Source organism: Rhodococcus sp. WY5 (assembly GCF_018588185.1).
Lineage (GTDB): Bacteria > Actinomycetota > Actinomycetes > Mycobacteriales > Mycobacteriaceae > Rhodococcus_F > Rhodococcus_F qingshengii.
Genome location: NZ_JAAMPR010000001.1, coordinates 4151677 through 4176504, shown reverse-complemented (window position 1 = coordinate 4176504; position 24828 = coordinate 4151677). Strand labels below are relative to the sequence as shown.

Genomic DNA, 24828 nt, shown 5'->3' with positions numbered 1-24828 from the left:
CTAACGTGCCGCGCTCGAGTGAACGTCGTGAAGATCGTGAATGGACAAGTCCACCAGAGACTCTCGAAACACACGTCCAGGGCCGGCCGGGACGTCGACCTCACACGGAACGACGAGCACCGCGCAACCCGCAGCGCTGGCCGACGCCGTGCCGGTCGGCGAGTCCTCGATCGCGAGGCACTGCGCAGGCTCGAGTCCGAGCAGATGCGCGCCGCGCAGGTACGGATCCGCTGCCGGTTTCCCGTTGGGGACCTCGTCGCCACACACCGAATGGTCGAAGAACTCACGGCCGAGCATGCCGAGTGCCCGATCTACCAGAACTCGCTCGGTGTTGGTGACCAGTGCCGAACCCAAACCACCGTCACGCACGGTCGACAGTGCGTCGCGAGCACCCGGCCGCCAGGTCACGCCGTCCTCGAACAGATCGCCGACGCGGGTGTACATCCAGTCCTTCGCCTCGGCGATGGCATCGGGATGCTTCTCCAGGCCGAGCGCGTCGAACACCGTCGCAAGGGCGAAGGGACTCGACGCACCGATGACGGCAACGCGTGTCGCTTCCGTCATCGGTCCGCCCAGGCGTAGGGACAGCTCACGAAGCGCGATGTCCCACAGCTTCTCCGAATCGAGTAGGGTGCCGTCCATGTCCCACAGGACACCACCGAGCGTTGATTCGGATACTTCGGTCAACAACTCAGACATTGAAATACTTTGCTTCCGGGTGGTGCAGGACAAAAGCGTCCGTGGACTGCTCGGGATGCAGCTGCAGCTCCTCGGACAATTCGACGCCGATTCGTTCGGGTTCGAGCAACGCAACCAACTTGGCTCGATCCTCGAGATCCGGGCACGCGCCGTATCCGAACGAATAACGAGCGCCGCGGTACTCGAGATCGAAGTAACCGGCAACCTCGGTGGGATCCTGCTCCGCGACGGTGTGACCCTCGGGAAGCACTAGCTCTTCACGGACGCGTCGATGCCAGTACTCGGCCAGAGACTCCGTGAGCTGGACACCGATTCCGTGAACCTCGAGGTAATCGCGGTACGAGTTCGACGCGAACAACTCGTTGGCGAAGTCCGCGATCGGCTGACCCATCGTCACCAACTGGAACGGGAGTACGTCGACCTGCCCGGTGGCCTCGGCGTCCTTGCGCGAGCGAACGAAGTCCGCGATGCACAGGAAGCGGTCGCGGTGCTGGCGCGGGTAGGTGAACCGGAACCTTTCGGGTGCATCCGGTTTCGGCTCGGTGAGCACGATGACGTCGTCGCCCTCCGAGATCGCCGGGAAGTACCCGTACACGACCGCGGCATGCGCGAGGATGCCCTCGGACGTCAGCCGATCGAGCCAGTACCGAAGTCGCGGACGGCCTTCCGACTCGACCAGTTCCTCGTACGTCGGACCATCGCCCTTGCGCTGACCGCGAAGGCCCCACTGGCCGAGGAAAAGAGCGCGCTCGTCGAGCAGTCCCGAGTACTCGGACAGCGAAATTCCCTTGACGATGCGCGAGCCCCAGAAGGGAGGTGTCGGCACCGCGATGTCGGTTGCGACATCGGAACGCTCCGGCAGGACCACGGGAACCGCTGCAGCCTTACGCTTTTCGGCGATGCGCTTGGAACGCTCGTGACGTGCCTTACGCTCGGCAGCCTTCTCGCGAGCAGCGATGGCCTCCGGGCTGTCCGGCGCCGGGCCGCCACCACGCTTGGTCGTCATGATCTGGTCCATCAAGTTCAGACCCTCGAAGGCGTCGCGGGCATAGCTGACGTCGCCCTCGTACACCTCCTGCAAGTCGTTCTCGACGTAGGAGCGCGTGAGCGCCGCACCACCGAGCAGAACCGGGAACTTCTCGGCGACTCCGCGTGCGTTGAGTTCCTGGAGGTTTTCCTTCATCACGACAGTGGACTTCACGAGCAGTCCGGACATGCCGATCACGTCGGCTTTCTTGTCCAACGCGACGTCGAGGATGGTCGCGATCGGCTGCTTGATACCGATGTTGACGACCTCGTAGCCGTTGTTGCTCAAGATGATGTCGACCAGGTTCTTGCCGATGTCGTGAACGTCGCCCTTGACGGTCGCGATCACGATGCGCCCCTTGCCGTCCTCGTCGCTCGCTTCCATGTGCGGTTCGAGGAATGCCACGGCAGCCTTCATGACCTCGGCCGACTGCAACACGAACGGCAACTGCATCTGTCCGGAGCCGAACAGCTCGCCGACGGTCTTCATGCCCGAGAGCAAGGTCTCGTTGATGATGGCCAGCGGAGGCTTGATCGTCATCGCCTCGGTGAGGTCGTCGTCGAGGCCGTTGCGCTCGCCGTCGACGATGCGGCGTTCGAGCCGGTCGAACAACGGAAGTCCCGCCAGTTCCTGCGCACGGGACTCGCGCGCCGACGCAGCCGAGACACCCTCGAACAGAGCCATCAGCTTCTGCAGCGGGTCGTACCCCTCGCTACGACGGTCGTAGACGAGGTCGAGTGCGGTTTCACGCTGCTCGTCAGGAATTCGGGCCATCGGCAGAATCTTGGACGCATGAACGATCGCCGTGTCCAGACCTGCCTCGGTGCACTCGTGCAGGAACACCGAGTTGAGGACCTGCCGTGCGGCCGGGTTCAAACCGAACGAGATGTTCGAGATACCCAGGGTGAAGTGGAGTTCCGGGTACGCAGCCTTGAGCTGACGGATGGCTTCGATGGTCTCGATGCCGTCGCGTCGCACCTCTTCCTGACCGGTGGAGATGGGGAAGGTCAAGGCGTCGACGATGATGTCGGACTCGGCGAGTCCCCAGTTTCCCTTGATGTCCTCGATCAGACGCTTGGCGATGGCGACCTTCGTCTCGGCGGTGCGAGCCTGGCCCTCTTCGTCGATGGTCAGGGCGACGACCGCCGCGCCGTGCTCCTTGACCAGAGTCATGATCTTGTGGAAACGCGATTCGGGGCCGGCGCCGTCTTCGTAGTTGACGGAGTTGACGGCGCAGCGGCCACCGAGGTGCTCGAGGCCGGCTTGCAGCACGGCAGGCTCGGTGGAGTCGAGCATGATCGGCAGCGTCGAGGACGTCGCCAGGCGGCTGGCAAGTTCCGACATGTCGGCGGCACCGTCGCGGCCCACGTAGTCGACGTTGAGGTCGAGCATGTGTGCGCCGTCGCGGGTCTGGTCCTTGGCGATGTCCAGGCACTTCTGGTAGTCCGCGGAGAGCATCGCCTCGCGGAAAGCCTTGGAGCCGTTGGAGTTCGTGCGTTCGCCGATCATCAGGATGCTGGCGTCCTGCTCGAACGGCACCGCCGAGTACAGCGAAGAGGTGCTCGGCTCGTGGATCGGCGTGCGCTGGGCCTTCTCGACCTGACGAACCGCGTCGGCGACCGCGCTGATGTGCTCGGGCGTCGTACCGCAGCAGCCACCGACGAGGCCGAGTCCGAACTCGGAGACGAAACCACTGAGGGCTTCGGCCAATTCGTCGGCAGTCAGCGGATACTCGGCACCCTTGGGGCCGAGCTGCGGCAGGCCGGCATTGGGCATGACCGACACCGGCAGCGTGGAGTACTTGGACAGATGACGGAGATGTTCACTCATCTCGGCCGGCCCGGTGGCACAGTTCAGACCGATCATGTCGATACCGAGTGGCTCGAGTGCCGTCAGCGCCGCACCGATCTCACTGCCCAGGAGCATCGTTCCGGTTGTCTCGACCGTCACGTGCGTGATGATCGGCAACCGCAGTCCGAGTTGCTCCATCGCACGCTGGCTGCCGAGGATTGCAGCTTTCACCTGAAGCAGGTCCTGGCAGGTTTCGACGAGGATGGCGTCGGCGCCACCGTCGATCATGCCGAGCGCAGCTTCGGTGTACGCGTCACGCAGGACTGCGTACGGTGCGTGTCCCAGGCTGGGGAGCTTGGTTCCCGGTCCCATCGAGCCGAGTACGAATCGGGCCATGCCGTCGCGGCCTGGTCCCATCTCGTCCGCTACTTCACGGGCGAGAGCAGTGCCTTTTTCCGCGAGTTCGCGGATCCGGTGAGAGATGTCGTAGTCGGCGAGGTTGGGCAGGTTGCAACCGAAGGTGTTGGTCTCGACGGCATCGGCACCAGCGGCGAAGTACGCACGGTGGATGTCTTTGAGCACGTCGGGACGGGTGTCGTTGAGGATCTCATTGCACCCCTCGAGGCCGAGGAAGTCGTCCAGGGTGAGGTCCGCGGCCTGCAACATGGTGCCCATCGCTCCGTCGCCGATGACAACGCGCTGTTTCAGCGCATCAAGCAGGGCAGAGTTAAATGGGGCAGACATGCCGTCCAGAGTAGTGGGCGCACCGACAAGCTCTGGCCGTAGGCTGGGTGGGTGAGTCCAAGTGAGTTCCCCGTCACTCCCGACGGCCCGGTCGATTTCGATGATTCCGCGGCCTTCGAGAGCCCTGACGGCTTTGCCGTCGACAGCAGCGACCGCCTCGAGGGCGACATCCCTGTCCTACGTGATCCCATCCTCGTTGCAGCTTTCGAGGGCTGGAACGACGCCGGTGACGCAGCCAGCGGTGCGGTCGAACATCTCGAGCTGATCTGGGATGCCCAGCCGCTCGCCGAACTCGATTCAGAGGACTACTACGACTATCAGGTCAACCGCCCCACAGTCCGGCAGGTCGACGGTGTCACTCGCGAAATCGTTTGGCCGGCAACACGTTTGTCGGTCTGTTCGCCTCCTGGCAGCGAGAGCGACATCGTCCTGCTTCGCGGGATCGAGCCCAACATGCGGTGGCGCAGTTTCTGCGAGGATCTGCTCGAGCTGATCGACCAACTGAACGTCAAGACGGTCGTCATCCTCGGCGCCCTGCTCGCCGATACTCCGCACACCCGACCGGTCCCGGTGACGGGCACGGCCTACAGCAGTGAATCCGCCGCCCGATTCAACCTGGAACAGACGCGGTACGAAGGCCCGACGGGCATCACCGGGGTTCTTCAGGACGAGTGCGTTCGTGCTGGTGTACCCGCTATTTCGTTCTGGGCGGCGGTTCCGCACTACGTCTCGCAGCCACCCAACCCGAAGGCCACAGTGGCCCTCCTTCAACGAGTCGAGGATGTTCTCGACATCGAGGTCCCACTCGGGGAGCTCCCGGCTCAGTCGGAGGATTGGGAGGAAGCGGTCAACGAAATGACCGCGGACGACGAGGAAATCGGCGAATACGTGCGCACCCTGGAAGAACGGGGAGACGCCGAAACTGACATCAGCGAAGCAATCTCCAAGATCGACGGCGACGCCATCGCCGCGGAATTCGAGCGCTACCTCAGACGGCGAGGCCCCGGCAGCTTCGGACTGTGAGCAAGAACACTCCAGAAGAAGGCGGAAGTACACAGCGCCCACTGCGCCTCCGGCTTCAGCTGATCGCGCTGTACGCCGGCGGGTTCCTCGGCCCGTTCGGCGGCGGCGTGGTTGCTTCGATCCTTCCCGAGATCGGTGACGATCTAGGGGTCGGTCCGTCGGCGGCCGCCTCTTCCCTCACCGCGTACCTGCTCCCCTTCGCCGCTCTGATGTTGGTGTCGGGGACACTCGGGACGCGGTGGGGCAAGGTTCGGACGGTGCGCATCGCTTACGGCGTCTACGTCCTCGCGTCGTTGGCATGCTTCCTCGCCCCGACACTCGAGATCTTCCTTGCCGCCCGGGTACTGCAGGGCTCCGCGAACGCATTCACCACGCCGCTACTGCTTGCCTCGTTGGCGGCCGCAACACCGCAGGCACGGCTGGGTCGAGCCCTCGGAGCCTTCGGCGCTTTCCAGGCCGCAGGGCAGTCGTCGGCTCCGTTGATCGGCGGACTGGCGGCCGAATTCGACTGGCGTCTGGCCTTTCTCGTCATCGCAGTGGTCGCGGGCATTCTGGGAGCCGTCGGACTTCCGAAGTCCGAAGCACCGGCAGCGACCACTCCCGCCCGTCTCCGCGATGCATTACGCCCCGAAGTGCTCCGCATCGGTATCGCTGCATTGCTCGGCTGGGGCGCCCTCGGTGGACTGAGCTTCCTGCTCGCCTTCCGCTTCGAAGACGAGTTCGGGCTGTCCCCCACCGTCCGCGGCCTACTGCTCACCGTTTTCGGCGTGGCCGGCATCCTCTCGGCCCGGCGCATCGGAATCCTCATCGATCGCATCGGCGCACGCTCCTCCGTGATGATCGGCGCCCTGGGCGGAGCAGTTCTGGTCTCCGTCGTCGGCCTTGCCGGCTTGGTGCCGGTGATCGCGATCGCATGGTTTGTCGCAGGCGTCGCGAGCCAGTTCGTGCTGGTCGGCGTCAACGCGGCGGTCCTCGGATCCGCGGGGCCGAACCGTGGCGGCGCCGTGTCCGTCGTCCAAGCGATGCGCTTCGGCGGCGCCGCTCTTGCTCCCCTGGCCCTGACACCGATTTACGACTCTTCGCCTGCCGCGAGCTTCCTGATCCCCGCATTACTGCTCGCCGTCGTCGCTCCCCTGATCATGCCGAAGCAACGCTGATCGGTCTAGGCAATTTCGAATTTGAAGTTGTGTAGGTAGTGAGTTTCTCGGCGAAAGCGACCACCGTTGTCGCGAGGCTGTCAGGGCGAACATTATTCGGAAAATTTCGTGTTTCCGTCGTCGACAGATATTGATACCATTGGAACATGAGCGAATCTGAGTCGGAACCGGAACGGCCGATCGACATTTTTCGGCGATCGGTTGCCGTCATCGAAGAAAATTTGCCTCCTACCTGGTCTTTGTCGACGCAGCGCTCCCCCGACCTGTCCGAGGCGCCACTCCGACTCGACCTCCGCTCCCCTGACGGCTCGGTGGCCAAATTCGGCGTGTACGCCGCTCACGGTGTCCTGAGCAGCGACGTTCCCGGTATCGCCGATCGCTTCCCCACCGGTCAATCGGGCTTCGTGTGCGCAAAATATCTGTCCGAGCCGGTTCGCCGGCAGCTCGATTCCCACGCGATCTCGTACGCAGACGCCACGGGCAACGTGTCGTTGACCGCTGATCGACCCGCCGTCTGGGTGCGTGGACGCGGAGCCGACGCCGATCCGTGGCGGGGGCCCGGACGTCCTTCCGGACAGTTGACGGGCGATCCGTCAGCTCGCGTCGTGCGTGCGCTTGCCGATTTCGCGGCGCCACTGGCGATCACTGCCTTGGTGCGCCTGGCCGGTGCGTCGACGGGAGCAACCTATCGGGTGGTTCAGACACTGTCGGATCGTGAACTGGTGACCAGGCTCCCCCGCGGCGGAATCGGTGACGTCCGCTGGCCGAAGATGCTTCGTGAATGGGCGGCCGAAGCCGGCGCCAAAGCGCCGACGCCTCACGGCTTTCACGCGCCGGACGGGTTGGAAGCACTCTTCGATCAACTGCGTCAGCTCAGCGGCCACATCTACGCCGGTACCGCCTCGGTGGCCGCCGCACCCTTTGCTCGGTACGCGCCCACTCGACGTGCCCACTTCCATGCCGACAACGTCGATCAGTTCGCCGACGCTCTCGGACTACGGCGGGTGGAATCCGGCGGTGACGTGTGGATCACCGCTCCCCTCTCACCGTCTGCCTTCGACCGATTGCTCACCCGCGACGGCATCCGCATCGTCGCCCCCAGCCAAGCGTTCGCCGATCTGCTGGTCGGCCCGGACTCCGACGAGGCGGCGGCCGAGCACCTGCTCACATGGATGATCGAGAACGAATCGCAGTGGCGACGCGCCGCATCCCCTGCTACGGATCGCCCGTAGGAAAAAGAGGGGGCGTCTCTCGCCTACCCTGTCATGGTGGAAGAAACGAGTGCGCCCGATTACGCCGCGTACGCCGACACCAATCGACTGAAGCTGTTTTCGTTCACGATCGCGGAAAAACGGGCCGAGTACCTCTGGGTACTTCGTGCCTTCGACCATGCTCGCGCCAACTACACCGTCCTGCTGCATGCCGGAGCCGTCGCGCACATCCTCGAGAAGATCGGTGGATCGGATCCGGCGGCCGATCTGTCGGCAGCAGAGGTCACTCCCCTGTTGGATCAGCTCCACGTGTGGGAGATCCTCGAGCGCAGCTACGACGGCACCCGCGCGGCCACGCTGGCCGAGTACCGCAATCGCCACTTCGTCTACCAGTTCGGTCAGGCCGGATACCAGGTCTATCGATCGGTCGAGGACGTTCTCGCCGCACGCCTGGACTCGGCGTCGCTCTCGCGTCTCGCTCTGCCGGACCTGCTCGCAGACATGTCCGAACTCGCCGAGGCCAACCGAAGCTCCGACGGCGATCTGATCTTCCGCAAGCTCAAGCGCCTCGACTCGACACTCTCCGACATGGCCGATCGAGCCGCGCACTTCTATCTCACCCTCGGCGACCTCGTACGGACCACGGAGATCACTCCGCAGGCTTTCCTCACGCACAAGGACGCACTGCTCACGCACATGCGGGAGTTCAGCTCCGATCTGGCTCGCTACGCCCCCAAGCTCAAGGAAGCGATCGAGCACGTCGAATCCACCGGGGTCGATCGCATGATCCGCCTCGCCGCCGCCAGTGACGAACGGGTGTTCGTCCCGATCACCGAACGCGAGGACGACTGGGCTGCGCGCTGGCGAGGATTGACCGCCTGGTTCGTCTCCGCGGAATCGGGGATCAGCGAGTCCGAGCGTCTACGTGAGGGCACGATGAGCGCGATCGCCGCGGTTCTGGCGCTCCTTCGCCGCGTCACGGAAACCCGTCGCGGCGGCGTCAGCCGTGAGAGCCAGCTCCGGCACCTCGCCGGCTGGTTCGCCGCCACGCCGTCCGAAGACGCAGCTCATGCTCTGTTCCAGGCAGTGTTCGACCTCGGTCGTCCACGCCATCTCTCGATGGTGCATCCGGACGCCGACATTATTTCGCACTCACGCTCGTGGTGGGAGGCACCGCCGGTCGAGATCGCGCGAACACTCGCCGAAACCGGCCGCCCGCCCTCACCCGGCTTGCCGAGCAAAGTCGCCCGCAACGACGGCAGCATCCGCCGCCTGCGCGAAGAGCAGTTGGCGGCGCAACGTACGCGCAGTGCCGCGGCGCAATCCCTCGCGTCGAACGGTGTTTATCAGCGCGAACTCAACGAGCAGGAGACCGAAGTTTTGCTGAGTCTGCTCAATGCAGCACTGACCGCGCGCGTTCCGGTGGTGGGACGCGTCAAGAGCTCCACCGGTAGCGAGAACGGGGTGAAGCTGACACTCAGTCCCTCGGACGGTTCGACCACCATCAAGACCGCCCGCGGGCGTATGCACCTCGACGGCATCGAGGTCAGTGTTCGATGAGAGCTCGCGAGATCACGCCCCTTGCCCTCGATTCGTATCAACGCGCGGCGCGAGTGATCCTGTCCAACCACCTGATCACCTCGACGTACCCGGATCGAATTGCGTTGCCGCTCTTGCGCCGTTGGGCCACCGAGCTGCGTGACGACCTACTCGAACTGTTCGGCTACCGCCTCGAGGTGACGGAGACCACCGCGCGCCTGTTCACGGTGTCGGATCGACTCAACCCGTCGGCACCGGCCAGAACTGCCTCCGAGCGAACCTTCGATCGCACGCGCTACGCCTACCTGGCGTTGTGCCTGGCCGCATTGGGCCGCGCCGGAAACCAGATCACGTTGTCGGAGTTGGCCGATCACGTCGCGGCCGACGCCGCGCAGGTCGACGGCGTCGAACTCTCCACCGATCGCGCGTCCGACCGCGACGCCTTCGTCGACGCAGTGGGCTGGCTCGGAGTCAGAGGCGCCATCGCCCTCGCCGACGGTGACGCAAACGGCTGGGCGTCCAATCCCGAAGCGGGAGAAGCGCTCTACGACATCGACCGTTCCGTCGTCGTAGCGCTGTTCCGTCCACCGCGCGCCCTGCAGCACCTACACTCCATCCGCGGACTCCTGGCCGTCGAGACCTCGAGCGCCTCCGAGGACGACGGAATTCCCGTGGACGCGAAAGAGATCGGACGCCGAGTACGTCGGGCACTCGTCGAGCGCCCGGTCGTACTGGCCGGTGAACTCGATCAGCACGAATTGATCGCGTTGGCGCAGCCCAAGACCGCGTCGGAAGTCGAACTACTGACGGGGTTGGTGGCCGAGCGCCGCGCCGAGGGAATCGCGTTGATCGATCCCACCGGTCGCCTCTCCGACGTCCGCTTCCCGAGCACCGGAACGATCGCTCAGGTGGCACTTCTCCTGGCCGGCGAGATTGCCGACCGCGTACTCGACGTCGACGCTCCCGAACTGCCGAAACTTCCGATCCCGCACGTGTCGGACGATCACCTGATCGAACAACTCGATGCCGCCATCCCCGAGGCCGGGATCTTCGAGGACCTCGCCGACGAGGAAGAAGAATTCCCGCTTCCTGCCGGCGAACCGACCGAGCCACCGGAACCCGTCACGTACCCGAAAATCGACGACGACTGGCTCGCTGACAAGGTCACCGAGTTGGTGGACCAGTTCGGGCGAACTTTCGCGGCGCAGTGGCAGGCCGATCACAACGGGCTGCGCAAGCAGGCGCTCGGGTTGCTGCAACGTCTGCGCCTGACGCATGCGGTCGACGGCGGCGTACTGGTGTTGCCCGTCCTTGCCCGGTACCGCGATGTCGTGGTCTCCGTGCGCGAACGCGATCCTCAGATCGACTTCGCGGTGGACAACTCCGCACCGGATCCGGTCGACGAATTCGGCCCCGAACCTTCCCCCAACGGCGAACTATCAGAGGTAGAGAACGTATGAGCAACGCCCGCTTCCGACCTACTCGGGCTGGAATCATCAACCTCTGGGATTACCGAGACCAAGAGTTCTCGTTCGCCGACGGTCGACTGGTTCTGCGGGGACCCAACGGATCCGGCAAGACCAAGGCCCTCGAGGTCCTGTTCCCGTTCGTCTTCGACGGCCGCATCGAACCGCGGCGCCTCAACCCGTTCGCCGGTGAAGAGCGCACGATGAAGTCCAACCTGCTCTACCGGGGCCAGGACAGCGCGCACTCCTACGTGTGGATGGAGTTCTGCCGCGGCTCCCTCGAAGATCCCGAGTCGGTGACCGTGGGAATCGGCATGCGCGCAACACGCACCAACGACAAGGTCACCCGCTGGTACTTCGTCGCCGACGGCCGCGTCGGGGTCGACTTCTCGCTGATCGGCAACGACGATCGTCCTCTCACCAAGAAGCAGTTGGCCGAACAACTCGGCAGCGATTCCATCACCGACCGTCCCCTCGACTACCGCACAGCCATCGACGCGCGAATGTTCGGTCTCGGAGTGCAGCGCTACGACCAGCTGATCAATCTCATTCTCACGCTTCGCCGTCCCCAGCTCGCGAAGAACCTCGACCCGAAGGGCCTTTCGCAGGCACTCACCGACGGTCTCCGTCCACTCGACGATCAGTTGGTCCTCGAAGCTGCGCGTTCGTTCAGCGACATGGAGGAAGTCGGCCGCGCGCTCGAGGGGCTCGCGGCCGCCGATCAGGCAGCCCAGAGTTTCATCGGGGTCTACACCAAGTACCTGCGTCAGCAGTCTCGCGGAGAGATCGAACAGGTCAGCACCCGCCTCGCAGCGGTCACCAGAGGTGTTGCCGCCATGGACGAGTCGTCGCTCGCCCAGACCCGCAGCCGTGAGGCGCGGGCAGCAGCCGAGGAGCGCTTCAACCAGGCCGAGCAGGCACTCGAGAACGCGCGCGCCAATGTCGAAGCACTGCAACGCTCGAGCGCGTACGAAGGCAAACAGCAACTCGACGACCTCGCCCAGGCCGTCGCGACGCTCAAGCTCTCGACCGAGCAGCAGGCAGACAAGTCCCGGAAAGCGCAGGCCGCACTCGCTCAACGCGGCGACGAAGCCGACAAGGCTGCATCGTCGGTCAAGCGTGCGGCCGAAGCACTCTCGCGCGCCGAGGACGAACTTCAGGCAGCAGCCGAGGACGCCGGCATCGTCTGGACTCCCCTGCCCGACGGCTCACGCAGTGACCAGATCACGGCAGCAGTCCGTGGCCATGCCGAGGAGCGTGACGGTGACGTACGCGTCGTCCGCACCGCACTGGCGACCGTCGAGAAGGCGGCGACCGAACGAACCCGGGCCGAAAACAGCTCTCGCCGTGGACAAGAGCTGCTCGAAGCGTCCAAGGCGGCTGTACTCGAGGGCGAAGCTGCCGTGGAACTCGCACGCAGTCAGTGCGCCAGCGGGCTGCGCGCGTGGTGGACCGATCACTCCTCCCTGTTTTCGGCTGTCGGCGCCGACACGTCGCTGTTCGAGGCTCTCGACGCGGCGCTCGCCGAAGTCGGCGACGAAGACGCTCCGGCGCTGTCCGCAGTTCTCGCCGAGCACACCGAAGCCGGCACCGAGACGCTGCGCGAGCGTCGACGTGAGGCCGAAGCTGAAATATCTGCCTCACACGCCTCCATCGCGGCTCTCAAATCCGAGCGCAAGGCCGTCTCCGCGGAACACGACGACGCTCCGCCTGCCTTCCACGCACGCTCCGACAACCGCAGTGAACTGGGTGGTGCACCGCTGTGGCAGTTGGTGCGCTTCGCCGATTCCGTCGAACCAGACGTGGCCACGGGAATCGAATCCGCACTCCAGGCGGCAAATCTGCTCGACGGCTGGGTCTGCCCGGACGAGAAGATTCCCGAGCACGTCAGCGAGCAGTTCCTGACGGCTCTGCCCGTCAAGCAGCGTCCGAAGGGACGAACGCTGGGCGACGTCCTCGAGGTCGAAGGCAATGCCGACGTACCCGACGCTCGGGTACAGGACATTCTCGCGTCGATCAGTCTCGTCGAGGCGCCGGGCGACTCCGACGCAAGCGTCGCGATCGGCGTCGACGGCCGCTTCTGGCAGGGCGTCGCGCGTGGCCGGCACGTCAAGGCCGACGCCGAGTACATCGGCACCACAGCACGGGCGCGTCGACGCGAGGCTCGGATCACCGAGATCGACGCGGCTCTGGAAGAACTTGCCGCGGCAGTCGATACGGCCAAGGCACTGGTGGCGCAGACCAACGAGCAACTGAGCCGGATCAACTCTGCGGCAAAGGAATTGCCGAAGACAGGTTCGATCCTGCGCGCACTCAAGACGGTCACCGAATCCGCCGGCGCACTCCGTACTCGCTCGGAGGCCACGGAAACGGCACAACGCGAACTCGATGCGGCGATCGCTGATCTCGCGGCGAAGGAAAAGCAACTCCGAGCGACGGCGTCGCAGCACCGGACGCCGCATATCGGCCGTGAACTCGACTCCCTCGCGGCGGCGATCCGTCATTTCGAGAAGCAGGGCGAACTGGCGCTGCGCTGCCGACGGGAGCATGCCAAGGAAGTCGAACTCGAACGCGAGTCTCGCGACCGTCTCGACGAATCACGCGCCAATGCGGAGGAATTCGCCGAGGAAGCCGCCATCGCCGAGGAGAGTCTGCTCCAGCAGGTGCAGCGTCTCGAGACGCTGCGCGACACCCTCGGTGCCAGCGCCGAGCAGATCGACCTGGACCTGGCAAAAGCCCGCGCGAAGATCGAAGAATGCAAGGTCGAACAGCGTGCGGCGCGAAAGGCGTACGACGCCGCCGTCCTCCAGATCGGCACGGCGGAGGGTGCGTACAACACCGCCGTGGAGACTTTGCGTCACACCCTGACCGAAACCCGCAGTGATGCAGAGCGACTCGCACCCTACGCGCGCCCGGACCTTCTCGAGTTGTTGGGCGTCAAGGAACATCTGAGCTGGCCGGCAAGTTCAGCGGCGTGGATGAGCCCCGATCAGTTGGTCTACCGCATCCAGAACGAAGATCGCAGCGAGGACGCAGCCCACCCGCCCGTCCTCCCCGAAGACGTCGACAGGTTGTACCGAGCGCTCGAGGCTGCGACCTCGGCAGTCCGAGTCACCGACGGCGCCCGAAAGGCAACCCGCACGGCACTGACCTCGGCGCTGCAGGACTTCGACGCGCAACTCGCAGCGGCCGGACAGGACTACCGTCTGCAGTGGGATGCACCGGATGGGCTGACCGTCGTACGAGTCCAGGACGATCAGGGCTATTCGTCGATCGGCGAGTTCGCAACGCGGATCCACGACGCTCGCGGCGATCAGGAGCAGTTGCTCACCGAATCCGAGCGTCGCATTCTCGAAGATGCCCTGTTGACGGGATTGGCCCAGCAGATCCACGAGCGCACGGTCGACGCACGCGAGTTGATCGCACAGATGGGCACCGAGATGCGTGAGCGGCGGATGTCCTCAGGCAATACCATCGGCGTTCACTGGGTGCTCGCCGACAACCTCGACGACAGCTCGCGGGCAATCTCCAAGCTGCTGGATCGAGACGCGTCGGCCCTCGGCGTCGATGAACTAGCTACTCTGCGAGCACATTTCGCGACGCAGATCCGTACCGCCCGCGCGGCGCACCCCGAACGCTCGTACCCGGAGATTCTGTCCTCGGCGCTCGACTACCGTCAATGGCGCGTGTTCTCGTTCACCCTCATCAGCGGTGAGGGCAAGGAAGACCGTCTTACCGTCGCGCGGCACAGCGCGCTGTCCGGTGGCGAGCAGTCCGTCTCGCTGCACCTTCCTTTGTTCGCCGCGGCGCACGTCATGTTGGACTCGGCCGACCCGCACGCCCCGCGTCTGCTGGCACTCGACGAGGCCTTCGCCGGTGTCGACGACAACGGTCGCAGCGAGCTTCTCGGCTTGAGCGTTCAGTTCGACCTGGACCTCTTCATGACCGGCTACGACCTGTGGATCACGTACGCAGACGTCCCCGGCTGTGCGCACTACGACCTCGCGCACTCCACGGCCGAACAAGCGGTCAGCGCCGCGCTGCTGGTCTGGTCGAACGGTGAGCTGCTCGCCGAGCACGACGGAACGGATCTGGCGAGGGCATTGGGCTCGCCGCTACGGCGCCGGGTGCCGACACCCGCCGAAGGTGCGTTGGACTACGCCTAGAAACTGCTGTGCGCCTTTATTAAGCGCGGGCGGTTAATAAAGGCGCACAGCAGGGGTTCAGCGAAGCGAAATACCCAGTAGGGCGTCGACGGCATCGGCGAACTCGCCGGGTGCCTGCGTGTCGGATCCGCCGCCCTCGATGGCGCGGCGGGCCCAACCGTCGAGCGCGTCGAGCGCCTTCGGGGTGTCGAGATCGTCGGCCAGGTGCTGACGCAAACGCGCAACAGTGTCGGTGGCAGACGGCGCAGAACCGAGAGCTGCTGCCTCGCGCCACACCTTCAGGCGCGACTGAGCATCCGCGAGGACCTGATCGGTCCACGCGCGATCCTGGCGGTAGTGGCCGGACAGCAGTCCGAGACGGATTGCCGCTGGGTCCACCCCCTCGCCGCGCAGCTTGGAGACGAAGACCAGGTTTCCGCGACTCTTCGACATCTTTTCGCCGTCGAGACCGATCATGCCGGTGTGCACATAGTGCCGCGCGAATCGGCGATCACCCGTTGCCGATTCGGCATGCGCGGCCGAGAACTCGTGGTGCGGGAAGATCAGATCGCTGCCACCGCCCTGGACGTCGAAGCCGGAGCCGATGCGGTTGAGTGCAATGGCCGCGCATTCGATGTGCCAGCCGGGGCGCCCCGGCCCGAAGGGTGAGGGCCACGAGGGCTCGCCCGGACGCTCCGCACGCCAGACAAGTGCGTCGAGCGGATTGCGCTTTCCGACGCGATCGGGATCTCCGCCGCGTTCGGCAAAGAACTTCTCCATCGTCGCGCGGTCGTAGCCCGACTCGTAGCCGAACTGCTCGGTCGCGTCGGCACGGAAGTAGACGTCGGGGAACTCCGCGTCGTCGACGATGTACGCGGCGCCGGACGCCACGAACTTCTCCACCAACTCGACTACTTCGTTCACCGATTCGACGGCGCCGATGTAGTCCTTCGGCGGAAGCACACGCAGCGCTTCCATGTCCTCGCGGAAGAGTGCCGTCTCACGCATGCCGAGGACGATCCAGTCCTCGCCGTCGCGATTGGCTCGCTCGAACAGCGGGTCGTCCACGTCGGTCACGTTCTGGACGTAGTGGACATCGTGTCCGGCGTCGCGCCAGATGCGGTTCACGAGGTCGAACGTGAGGTACGTGGCCGCGTGGCCGAGGTGGGTGGCGTCGTACGGGGTGATGCCGCAGACGTACATCGTCGCCTTCTCGCCCGGGGTGACGGGGCGAACCTGACGGTCGGCTGTGTCGTACAGCCGCAACGGCGGCCCCTGACCGGGAACGGACGGGAATGCGGTATCGGACCAAGACTGCATGCTGCCGAGCCTAGTGGAGACTGCTCTGAGGCTGGGAAGGTGCTGGCTGATCCTGCTCTGGTTCGGGCGTCGACGCGAGCTTGCTCGGCCACCAGATCTTCTGACCGATGTCGTAGGTCAAGGCCGGGACCAGCAAGGATCGGACGATCAGAGCGTCGAGCAGGACACCGAACGCCACGATGAACGCGATCTGGGCGAGGAACAACAGCGGGATCACCGCCAACGCCGAGAAGGTTGCTGCCAGAACAACTCCGGCAGATGTGATCACCCCGCCGGTCACCGTGAGTCCCCGCAGAGCGCCCGCCCTGGTGCCGATCTTCAGCGCTTCCTCACGCACCCTCGTCATGAGGAAGATGTTGTAGTCGATTCCCAGAGCCACGAGGAACACGAACGCAAAGAGCGGGACCACCGGATCCGCGCCGGGGAAACCGAAGATGTGGTCGAACACCAGCGACGAAATGCCCAGTGTCGCAGCAAACGAGAGCACAACGGTGCCCATGAGAAGCAGCGGTGCGAGAAGCGAACGCAGCAAGAGCGAGAGAATCACGAACACCACGATGATCACCACGGGAATGATGAGTGTCCGGTCCCGTGTCGAGGTGGTCTTCGTGTCGAGGTCGGTCGCAGTGACGCCACCGACCAATGCGTCGGCGCCCTCCACTGAGTGAACTGCATCACGCAGTCGCACGATGGTGTCTTCGGCCTCGAGCGAGTCGGCAGCGTCAGTCAACGTCGCCTGCAGGGAGACTCGCCCGTCGACAACCAGAGGCGCTCCCCCGTTCTGCACGACGCTTACGTCGCTGACACCCTCCACGCGACTGGCTGCCGCAACGGCATCCACTTGGTCTGCATTCGCGATGACCACGGCCGGTGAACCCGAACCCGCGTCGAAGTGCTCGCCGAGAATCTCCTGGCCTGCAACCGAATCGACATCGAGCAAGAAGATGTCGGACGACGAGACACCGCTGGCTTTGAACTGCGGCATCATCATCGCGAAGATCACCAGCACCAGCGTCGACGCCACCCAGAAGCGGCGCGGATGCCTACCGATTCGAGCAGCGAGCCCGGCCCAGAACCGGTGATCGTTCGCCTCGTCGTGGTGCTCGCGGTCGGCATCGAACTTCGGCTTGGTCGGCCAGTACGCCGTCCTCCCGAACAGAACCAGGACAGCAGGTAGGAAGGTCATCGATGCGAGGAAGGACGCGGCGATACCGATGGCGGCCACCGGACCGAGTCCGCGGTTCGAGTTCAGGTCGGAGAGCAACAGGCACAGAACGCCCGCGATGACCGTTCCCGCAGACGCTGCGACAGGTTCGAGCGTCGCGCGCCACGCAGTGCGCATTGCTGCGTACTTGTCCTTCTCGATACGCAGCTCTTCCCGATAGCGAGAGACCAGAAGTAGCGCGTAGTCGGTGGCGGCACCGAACACGAGGATGAACAGGATGCCCTGGCTCTGACCGTTCAGTGCGATGACGTCCGCGTCCGCGAGCAGATACACGAGCAAGCTCGACAATCCGAGTGCGAAGATCGCCGAAAAGATCACCACGAACGGCAGGATCGGGCTCCGGTAGACGATGATCAGGATCACGATCACCACGGATCCGGCTACCAACAACAGCAATCCGTCGATGCCCGCGAATGCCGCCGACAGATCCGCAACCTGCCCAGCGGGGCCGGTCACCTTGACCGTCAGTCCGTCCGGGCTCGACTCCAGCGCCGCGCGCAGCGCTTTCACGCTGTCCTTGACTTCGAGCGTGCTGTCGACCGGCAGGAACATCTGGAGTGCCTGGCCGTCGGCCGACGGGATCGGCGGCGATGAGGCGTCGCCGAATCCTTCGGTACCGACAAACGAATCGACGGTCTGGGAAAGGAAGGTGGAGTCGACGGGCTCGAGGCCACCCGGTCGTTCCGCCACGATGATGGCCGGCACGAAGCGCGTGTCCGTGAAGCTCTCCTGAAGCTTTGCCACCTCGGTCGCTTCGGCCGACGCGGGCAGGAACGACGTGTTGTCGTTCTGCTGCACCGTGCTGAGCTTTCCGGCGAACGGACCGCCGAATCCTCCGATTGCCAGCCAGCCGATCACGAGGAGAGCTGGCACAATCCATCGAAGGCGACGAACAGGACGATTTTGTACTGGTGTGCTCACTGGGTCTCCAGGGATCGGCAGCAGAGGACTTGCCGACTATTTTGTTCAGCATGCTGAGTAATTGCAAACGGAAGGCAGAAAAATGAGCAGCGACGGCCTGGACGACTGGCCCACCGGCCGGCTGTTGTCCACCGCTGCACGCCTGGTGGAGCACTCGTGGGAGAAGGTCTTGCGGTCTCAGGACATGACGCACGCGGGCCTGATCGTGCTCCACTCGATCGCCGGTGGGGCGGCGTCTCAACGCGACATCGCGAAGAACGCCCGCGTCACCGATCAGACGATGAGCCGCACGATCGACCGTCTCGAACGAGCGGGTTACGTCACTCGTGACACCGATCCGAGGGACGAGCGTCGGCGCGTGATCGCGATAACCGACGCCGGAAGACTGACGTACGAGCGACTACTGACGCTCGAGAAGGAAGATGCGGCGTTGACCGTCGGCGTCGGGGATGTCGCCGCGCTGCGCGAACAACTACTGCGATTGGTTCGCTCACCCGGATTGACGGCAACTCGCGAACAGCAGGAAACGTCTCGCGACTAGAAGGCCGGCCAGGGAATCGTTCGATGGCCGTTCGGCTCAGGCATCACAGCGGACTCGGCGAACTGCATCGCCCGCACCGCCAAAGCCACGATCTCTTCCTCGGTGATCAGTTCGGACAACTCGTCGCCGAGATCCCCGTCGAGAGTTGTCGCGAATTCGGCGACGTCGGCGATCAAAGCACCGGGTACGGGCTGCCCGGCCCACCCCCACAACACCGTCCGCAGCTTGTTCTCCGAGTGAAGACAGATTCCGTGATCAACGCCGTACACCGAGCCGTCGACGCCCTCGAGGGCGTGACCACCTTTACGGTCGGCGTTGTTGATGAGGACGTCCAGAACGGCCATTCGCTGCAGCCGTGGATCGTCCGCATGGATCAGGGAGACTGGTTCACCCTCCGAGTCGAAGGCCTGCAGGACCTCGAACCACCCCGGCGGAACGTTGCCGGGACTGCACAGGTCCACCATCTCGAGTCCGCCAGATCCATCCGCGCGGCGATCGACGGTGTCGATCCATCGCTGCACCATGCCTGGACCGAAGGGGCCGTCCCGCAACACTGTTCGCGGAATCACTCCCCAACCCAGCGCCTCGGACACGCGGTACGACGCGACCTCACGCCCCGCCAGAGTGCCGTCCGGGAAATCCCACAGTGGGCGTTCACCCCGCACCGGCTTGTAGACCACACGGGTGGACTGCTCCCCCAGAGTCGACTCACATACCAGCGTGGCGTTGCTCGCCGTGGTGATCTGACCGATCAGAGTCAGATCACCCTCGAGCAGAACGTCCGGCACACCAAGTTCGGACACGACGTCAGACCTCGTCGTCGTCTGCGTCGTCGATCGCGAAACCGAAGGACTCGCCGCGTCGGTACCCATTGGTGCGGATGCAGACGTGTCCCTCGGGCGCCAACGGTTCACCACACAGCGGGCACGGCGCGCGTCCCGCCGCGATGACGCGTTCGGACCGCAGCGAAAACTCGCGCGCTTGCTCCGGAGTCAGGAACACACGGACCGCGTCCGGACCGTCGTCGGCGTCGTCGAGGACAACCGATTCGTCGAACTCCGTCTCGCTGACGGCAAGCAGCTCCACGACGACCGCCCCGGCATCGGCGTCCCAACCGAGCCCCATCGTGCCGACCCGGAACTCCGCGTCGAGCGGTGTGACCAGCGGGCTGAGGTCGGAGACGTCGTCGGCTTGTGGCGGAACCTCGGTTCCGAAGCGTCGATGTACCTCTTCGAGGAGTAAGCCCATGCGATCGGCGAGGACCTGAACCTGCTGCTTCTCGAGCAGCACACTCACCACCCGTGATTCGTGCACGGCCTGGAGATAGAAAGACCTGTCACCGGGTTCGCCCACCGTTCCTGCGACAAATCGGTCAGGAGTGCGAAATACGTGAATCGCGCGCGACATTGCACCTCCTCGAGTTCGAGCAGAACATCACTGAATACCCATTATCCGTCACAGCTCACGCACCGACCTCTCCGCCGGGGACGGACTCCTGCGCGGGAGCCGAACCGTTGGTCGCGGCCTTCGCCGCACCGATCGCGGCGAGTACGTCTCCGGTGTCGTTGACGCGAAGAACGAACGGCAGTGTCGCCGTGTAGCGAATCACACTGACCGAGGCGGGCTCGGCGACGATGCGCTGGAACGAATCGAGGTGCATCGCAAACGCGTCGGCGAGAACCGATTTGATGACGTCACCGTGCGTGCACGCGATCCAGACGACGTCCTTGCCGTGTTCTTCGGCCAGCCGTGCGTCGTGCTCTCGGATCGCGGCAACGGCTCGCGCCTGTACCTGGGCCAGCCCTTCACCGCCGGGAAACACTGCACCGGAAGCGTGGCGCTGCACCACTTTCCAGAGCGGTTCTTCCAAGAGTTCCTTGAGCGGGCGACCCGTCCAGTCGCCGTAATCGACCTCGATGAGGCGATCCTCGACCACCGGCGTCAGACCACGGTCGACGGCAATGGGGCCGACCGTCTGCTCACACCGCAACAGCGGCGAGCGGACGATCTCCGCGATGTCCAGACCGACCAGCCGATCGACGACGCCTTCGGCCTGTTTCCGGCCGTGGTCGTCGAGTTCCACACCCGGCGTTCGACCGGCCAGGGTATGGGCAGTGTTGGACGTCGACCGCCCGTGCCGCAGTAGGACAACTGTCATTCCACAACCCTAATGGGGCGGTGGCCGCACGGACGGGTGGTCGACGTCGAAACGGGCCCTATGTCGCGGACACGACCCCTGTGGCCAGCAACGCAAGGACGACTACGCCGAGAGCGATTCTGTATCCGACGAACCAGTACATGGAGTGATCGACAACAAATCGAAGCAGCCAGGCGATCGCTGCGTAACCGACCGCGAAGGCGATGACGGTTGCCACCAGCAACTGCGGACCGCTCGCGTTCAGACCCTCACCGGCCGGCTCGAAGGCATCCGGGAGGCTGAACAAACCGGAGGCGAGAACTGCCGGAATCGCCAACAGGAACGAGTAACGGGCTGCGGCCTCACGGGTGAGTCCGAGGAAAAGGCCGGCACTGATCGTGCCACCCGAACGTGAGACACCCGGGATGAGCGCGAGCGCCTGAGCCGAACCCATGATGATGCCGTCGCGCGCTGTGAGCGATTCGATCGGGCGCGTCTTGCGTCCGTAGTACTCGGCAGCAGCGATGACGAGCGCGAACACGATCAGCATCGTGGCAATCAGCCACAGATTGCGTGCGCCGGTACGGATCTGGTCTTTGAAGAAGAACCCGAGGATGCCGACCGGGATGGTGCCGATGATGACGTACCAGCCCATCCGGTAATCGAGATCGCCCCGGTGCTCGGCATTGAACACACCTCGGAACCAGGCAGTGATGATCCTCACGATGTCGCGTGCGAAGTAGATCAGGACCGCCAACTCGGTGCCGAGCTGCGTCACCGCGGTGAACGACGCGCCGGCGTCACTGCCGAAGAATATCTCCGACACGATTCGCAAATGTCCGGAAGACGAGATGGGCAGGAACTCGGTCAAGCCCTGCACGAGGCCCAGGATCACGGCCTGGAGCCAGGTCATCGCTTCGCCCATCACTCACCGATCCCGGCTGATTCGAATGGGGTTACTGCACACAGGTTTCGTGTGTCGGGTTCACGTTTCACCGGCGCCACGCTACCGGGGCCCACGGCGCCGCGCCGCGCCCGGCACGTCCGTGTCCGAATACCCCGACTCGAGGCGAGCGCCTACTAGTCTGCACGTGGTGAGATCTCTCGGGTGCCGCACTTGCGCACACGAGTCGGGCGCGAGATGCAGGCGGTTATGAAGCACAGATCTGTCGGAACGAGCGGACTTCGGGTCTCGCGACTTGGGCTCGGCACACTGACATGGGGACGCGACACGGACGGCGACGAGGCTGCTGCGCAGCTACTCGCGTTCGCCGAGGCCGGCGGAACCCTGGTCGACACCTCGCCCGCCTACGGCGCCGGTGCGGCGCAACGAATCCTCGCCGAGTTGCTCGACGACGTCGTTCCACGTGACGAACTCATCATCAGCTCGAGCGCCGGCATCGACCCCACACCGATCGGCACCGACCGCGTCGACTGCTCGCGGCGCGGATTGCTCCGCCAGCTCGACGCGACTCTTCGTGAACTCGGAACCGACTTCCTCGACATGTGGCAGGTCGCAACCTGGGATCCGCTCACGCCTGTCGACGAGGTTGCAGCAACCCTCGACTACGCCGTCTCGAGCGGCAAGGTGCGGTACGTCGGAGTTCGCGGCTACCTCGGCTGGCAGCTCGCGACGGCCGTAGGAGCCGGTGGCGCAACAACACTCGCCGCGACGCAGGCCGAGTACTCGTTGCTCGCACGCGGCGTCGAGGAAGAATTGTTCGCAGCGGCGGCCCATCACGGCGTCGGAGTGTTCGCCGCAGTACCCCTCGCGGGCGGTGTGCTGACCGGCAAGTACCGCGACGGCATTCCCGTCGATTCCCGCGGCGCCGACGAAGCACATTCGCAGGATGTGCAGAGCTATCTGACCGATTCCTCGATCCGGGTGGTCGACGCAGTCGTTACCGCTGCCGACGGTCTGGGTACTTCCCCACTGGCGGTGGCACTGGCCTGGGCGCGCGATCGCGCCGGGGTGGCCAGCGCCGTCGTCGGCACGCGTGATCTCGCCCAGTTGACAGGAGTACTGGCAACCGAAGAATTGGAACTTCCGAAAGCGATTGCCGCGGCTCTCGACGATGTGAGCGCTTGATCTGTCCCGCTGATCGAAATACCGGAGGTATCGCGTTGGCGAGGGCAGGCTAACCTAGTAGGCAACGCTTGACTACAGCCTCAGGAGAATCAATGACCACGCTCGACGTAGACAGCCTTTCCGCAGACGCAGGCCCAGCCTTCTCCGAACGAATCAAGACCGAGACGGACGCAGCACACCGCGAGACGGAGCAGTCGCGATTCGTAGGCGCACTTCTCGGCGGTGAGCTGACCACGGCTGGCTACGCCGCACTTCTGGGACAGACGTACCTCGTCTACACGAGCCTCGAAGAGGCCGGCCGCACACACGCCGACAACGAGTTGGTCGCCCCGTTCCTGTCCGAGGATCTGTTGCGCGTGGCTTCACTCGAGGCCGATCTCGAGTTCCTCGGCGGACCGAACTGGCGCGACGAACTCGTGGCACTGCCGGCAACCGAGCGCTACATCGCCCGCCTGAAGGAGGTGGCGTTCGACTGGCCTGCCGGCTTCGTCGCACATCACTACCTTCGGTACATGGGCGATCTCTCGGGCGGACAGATCATCCGCCGGATGCTCGAACGCGCCTACGGATTCGAGACCGACGGACTTCGCTTCTACATCTTCGAAGGCATCCCCAAGCCGAAGCCTTTCAAGGACGACTACCGCTCGAATCTGGATGCACTGCAGATTCCTGCCGAGGAACAGCAGCGTTTCATCGACGAGGTGAATCTGGCGTACCGCCTCAACGGCGACTTGTTCGCCGACCTCGAAGGCGACATCGAGAGCTACCTCGTCAAATGATGAAGCGCTTGGCCGCGGCGGCTCTGGTCGCAGCAGCCGGTTTCGGTCTGGTGGCTTGCGGGTCCAGCGACACTTCGACGACATCTCAGGGTGCCAGGACCGCGGTACTCGAAGATTCCAGCCCGGTTCCCGTGTCCGACAACCCGACCGCGACACTGCCCGTGACGGTGAAGAGCTTCGACGGCGTCGACGTGACCATCACCGACAACAGCCGGATCGTTGCGGCCGACCGCTACGGGACGCTCGCGACGACGACGGTGGCGCTCGGCCTCGGTGACAATCTCGTCGGCCGCGACACCGCCGCCAAGTTCCCCGCAGTCGCGGACGTGCCGGTTGTCACGGTCGGCGGCCAATCGCTCAACACCGAGGCAATTCTCGACCTCAATCCCACCGTAGTTCTCACCGACACGAGTATCGGGCCCAAGAGCGTCCAGGATCAGTTGCGCGCCGCCGGTGTTCCCGTCGTCTTCTTCGATCCGACCCGAACACTCGAGGGTGTGCCAGGACAACTCCAGGCCGTCGCCGACGCGCTCGGCGTACCCGCCCAGGGCGCAGCGCTGGTCGATCGGACCGAATCGGAAATCGCTGGAGCTCGCGATCTGGTCCCCACCGAGGGCGATCCACTGAAAATCGCATTCCTCTACATGCGCGGATCGGCCATCACCATGATCGGCGGTGAAGGGTCCGGAGCAGATTCCTTGATCGAGGCACTCGGCGCCACCGATGCAGGAACCGCCTCGGGCATCACACAACAGTTCGTGCCCATCACCAGCGAAGCGCTCATCGCCGCAGCGCCTGACGCCCTGCTGATGATGACGGACGGATTGGCATCGATCGGCGGAATCGACGGCCTCGAAAAGGTCCCTGGCATCGCTCAGACGCCGGCTGGAAAGAACAAACGAGTAGTCGACATGGCGGACGGAGTACTGCTCAGCTTCGGGCCGAACACCGGACGCGTCATGGCGGCACTCGCCGAAGCGATCTACGAGCCCGGTGGATCGTGAGCAAAGATTC

General features: G+C 64.6%; 18 protein-coding genes. 10 read left to right on the top strand and 8 right to left on the bottom strand.

Translation table 11 applies throughout. The features are described 5' to 3' along the window. Together G4D79_RS19355 and metH are read right to left on the bottom strand one after the other, a co-directional pair. Positions 1-699 (bottom strand): HAD family phosphatase, encoded by a 699-nt coding sequence (locus tag G4D79_RS19355; RefSeq protein WP_099698320.1) that lies wholly within the window; start codon positions 697-699, stop codon positions 1-3. Next, a complete protein-coding gene (gene metH / locus G4D79_RS19350) occupies positions 692-4261 on the bottom strand; it encodes a methionine synthase (RefSeq protein WP_047270513.1) in 3570 nt (1189 codons plus the stop codon). Before metH ends, G4D79_RS19355 begins: the two co-directional genes overlap by 8 nt. A gap of 168 nt (positions 4262-4429) precedes the next feature. Here metH and G4D79_RS19345 point away from each other — a divergent pair, with 168 nt between their 5' ends. The 6 genes from G4D79_RS19345 (at position 4430) to G4D79_RS19320 (ending at position 14823) form a co-directional block, all read left to right on the top strand. After that, on the top strand, positions 4430-5284 hold the full coding sequence (locus tag G4D79_RS19345) for a PAC2 family protein (protein WP_223257810.1): 855 nt from the start codon (positions 4430-4432) through the stop codon (positions 5282-5284). Further along, the gene (locus tag G4D79_RS19340) at positions 5281-6441 is read left to right on the top strand and encodes an MFS transporter (protein WP_050655280.1); all 1161 of its coding nucleotides are present in this window, start codon (positions 5281-5283) and stop codon (positions 6439-6441) included. Before G4D79_RS19345 ends, G4D79_RS19340 begins: the two co-directional genes overlap by 4 nt. A 146-nt stretch (positions 6442-6587) precedes the next feature. Then, a complete protein-coding gene (locus G4D79_RS19335; RefSeq protein ID WP_007733759.1) occupies positions 6588-7673 on the top strand; it encodes a hypothetical protein in 1086 nt (361 codons plus the stop codon). A gap of 33 nt (positions 7674-7706) precedes the next feature. After that, complete coding sequence (locus G4D79_RS19330; protein ID WP_007733760.1) at positions 7707-9212, top strand: TIGR02677 family protein; 1506 nt, start codon at positions 7707-7709, stop codon at positions 9210-9212. Then, a complete protein-coding gene (locus G4D79_RS19325; RefSeq protein ID WP_099698237.1) occupies positions 9209-10651 on the top strand; it encodes a TIGR02678 family protein in 1443 nt (480 codons plus the stop codon). The genes G4D79_RS19330 and G4D79_RS19325 overlap by 4 nt, the downstream gene beginning before the upstream one ends. Further along, entirely contained in the window at positions 10648-14823 is a 4176-nt protein-coding gene (locus G4D79_RS19320; protein WP_099698236.1) for a TIGR02680 family protein, read from the top strand. Before G4D79_RS19325 ends, G4D79_RS19320 begins: the two co-directional genes overlap by 4 nt. Before the next feature lie 57 nt (positions 14824-14880). Here G4D79_RS19320 and mshC read toward each other — a convergent pair whose 3' ends face one another. Continuing rightward, positions 14881-16122 carry a cysteine--1-D-myo-inosityl 2-amino-2-deoxy-alpha-D-glucopyranoside ligase gene (mshC, locus tag G4D79_RS19315; RefSeq protein ID WP_214514284.1) on the bottom strand — a complete coding sequence of 414 codons (1242 nt, stop codon included), beginning with the start codon at positions 16120-16122 and terminating at the stop codon, positions 14881-14883. Between the two features lie 10 nt (positions 16123-16132). Next, positions 16133-18223 (bottom strand): MMPL family transporter, encoded by a 2091-nt coding sequence (locus G4D79_RS19310; RefSeq protein ID WP_371746460.1) that lies wholly within the window; start codon positions 18221-18223, stop codon positions 16133-16135. A 127-nt stretch (positions 18224-18350) separates the two neighbouring features. Between G4D79_RS19310 and G4D79_RS19305 the strand changes: the two genes are divergently transcribed. After that, the gene (locus G4D79_RS19305; RefSeq protein WP_042450996.1) at positions 18351-18809 is read left to right on the top strand and encodes a MarR family winged helix-turn-helix transcriptional regulator; all 459 of its coding nucleotides are present in this window, start codon (positions 18351-18353) and stop codon (positions 18807-18809) included. Here G4D79_RS19305 and G4D79_RS19300 read toward each other — a convergent pair. From G4D79_RS19300 to G4D79_RS19285, 4 genes are read right to left on the bottom strand one after another with little or no spacing between them, the layout of a single operon-like run. Continuing rightward, positions 18806-19612 (bottom strand): SCO1664 family protein, encoded by an 807-nt coding sequence (locus G4D79_RS19300; protein ID WP_099698234.1) that lies wholly within the window; start codon positions 19610-19612, stop codon positions 18806-18808. The genes G4D79_RS19305 and G4D79_RS19300 overlap by 4 nt on opposite strands. 4 nt (positions 19613-19616) lie before the next feature. Continuing rightward, positions 19617-20216, bottom strand: coding sequence for a DUF3090 domain-containing protein (locus G4D79_RS19295; protein WP_003946200.1), 600 nt, complete (start codon positions 20214-20216; stop codon positions 19617-19619). Positions 20217-20271: 55 nt separating this feature from the next. After that, positions 20272-20967, bottom strand: a complete 696-nt coding sequence (locus tag G4D79_RS19290) for a histidine phosphatase family protein (protein ID WP_003946173.1) — start codon at positions 20965-20967, stop codon at positions 20272-20274. A gap of 58 nt (positions 20968-21025) precedes the next feature. Then, positions 21026-21871, bottom strand: coding sequence for an undecaprenyl-diphosphate phosphatase (locus G4D79_RS19285; RefSeq protein ID WP_030537531.1), 846 nt, complete (start codon positions 21869-21871; stop codon positions 21026-21028). A 228-nt stretch (positions 21872-22099) separates the two neighbouring features. On the opposite strand from G4D79_RS19285, the gene G4D79_RS19280 reads away from it, so the two are divergent. The 3 genes from G4D79_RS19280 to G4D79_RS19270 all read left to right on the top strand — a co-directional run bounded on the left by G4D79_RS19280 (position 22100) and on the right by G4D79_RS19270 (position 24818). After that, entirely contained in the window at positions 22100-23035 is a 936-nt protein-coding gene (locus G4D79_RS19280; RefSeq protein WP_003946175.1) for an aldo/keto reductase, read from the top strand. Between the two features lie 92 nt (positions 23036-23127). Beyond that, positions 23128-23814 carry a heme oxygenase (biliverdin-producing) gene (locus G4D79_RS19275; protein ID WP_003946162.1) on the top strand — a complete coding sequence of 229 codons (687 nt, stop codon included), beginning with the start codon at positions 23128-23130 and terminating at the stop codon, positions 23812-23814. Next, the gene (locus G4D79_RS19270) at positions 23811-24818 is read left to right on the top strand and encodes a hemin ABC transporter substrate-binding protein (RefSeq protein ID WP_042450998.1); all 1008 of its coding nucleotides are present in this window, start codon (positions 23811-23813) and stop codon (positions 24816-24818) included. The genes G4D79_RS19275 and G4D79_RS19270 overlap by 4 nt, the downstream gene beginning before the upstream one ends. The last annotated feature ends 10 nt before the right edge of the window (positions 24819-24828 follow it).

Excerpts from the sequence above, each read along its gene's own strand:
- G4D79_RS19285 (WP_030537531.1), bottom strand. The coding sequence starts at position 21,871 with ATGGGCGAAGCGATGACCTGGCTCCAGGCCGTGATCCTGGGCCTCGTG.
- metH (WP_047270513.1), bottom strand. The coding sequence starts at position 4,261 with ATGTCTGCCCCATTTAACTCTGCCCTGCTTGATGCGCTGAAACAGCGC.
- G4D79_RS19290 (WP_003946173.1), bottom strand. The coding sequence starts at position 20,967 with ATGACAGTTGTCCTACTGCGGCACGGGCGGTCGACGTCCAACACTGCC.
- mshC (WP_214514284.1), bottom strand. The coding sequence starts at position 16,122 with ATGCAGTCTTGGTCCGATACCGCATTCCCGTCCGTTCCCGGTCAGGGG.
- G4D79_RS19275 (WP_003946162.1), top strand. The coding sequence starts at position 23,128 with ATGACCACGCTCGACGTAGACAGCCTTTCCGCAGACGCAGGCCCAGCC.
- G4D79_RS19335 (WP_007733759.1), top strand. The coding sequence starts at position 6,588 with ATGAGCGAATCTGAGTCGGAACCGGAACGGCCGATCGACATTTTTCGG.
- G4D79_RS19295 (WP_003946200.1), bottom strand. The coding sequence starts at position 20,216 with ATGTCGCGCGCGATTCACGTATTTCGCACTCCTGACCGATTTGTCGCA.
- G4D79_RS19320 (WP_099698236.1), top strand. The coding sequence starts at position 10,648 with ATGAGCAACGCCCGCTTCCGACCTACTCGGGCTGGAATCATCAACCTC.
- G4D79_RS19305 (WP_042450996.1), top strand. The coding sequence starts at position 18,351 with ATGAGCAGCGACGGCCTGGACGACTGGCCCACCGGCCGGCTGTTGTCC.
- G4D79_RS19270 (WP_042450998.1), top strand. The coding sequence starts at position 23,811 with ATGATGAAGCGCTTGGCCGCGGCGGCTCTGGTCGCAGCAGCCGGTTTC.
- G4D79_RS19325 (WP_099698237.1), top strand. The coding sequence starts at position 9,209 with ATGAGAGCTCGCGAGATCACGCCCCTTGCCCTCGATTCGTATCAACGC.
- G4D79_RS19330 (WP_007733760.1), top strand. The coding sequence starts at position 7,707 with ATGGTGGAAGAAACGAGTGCGCCCGATTACGCCGCGTACGCCGACACC.
- G4D79_RS19355 (WP_099698320.1), bottom strand. The coding sequence starts at position 699 with ATGTCTGAGTTGTTGACCGAAGTATCCGAATCAACGCTCGGTGGTGTC.
- G4D79_RS19280 (WP_003946175.1), top strand. The coding sequence starts at position 22,100 with ATGAAGCACAGATCTGTCGGAACGAGCGGACTTCGGGTCTCGCGACTT.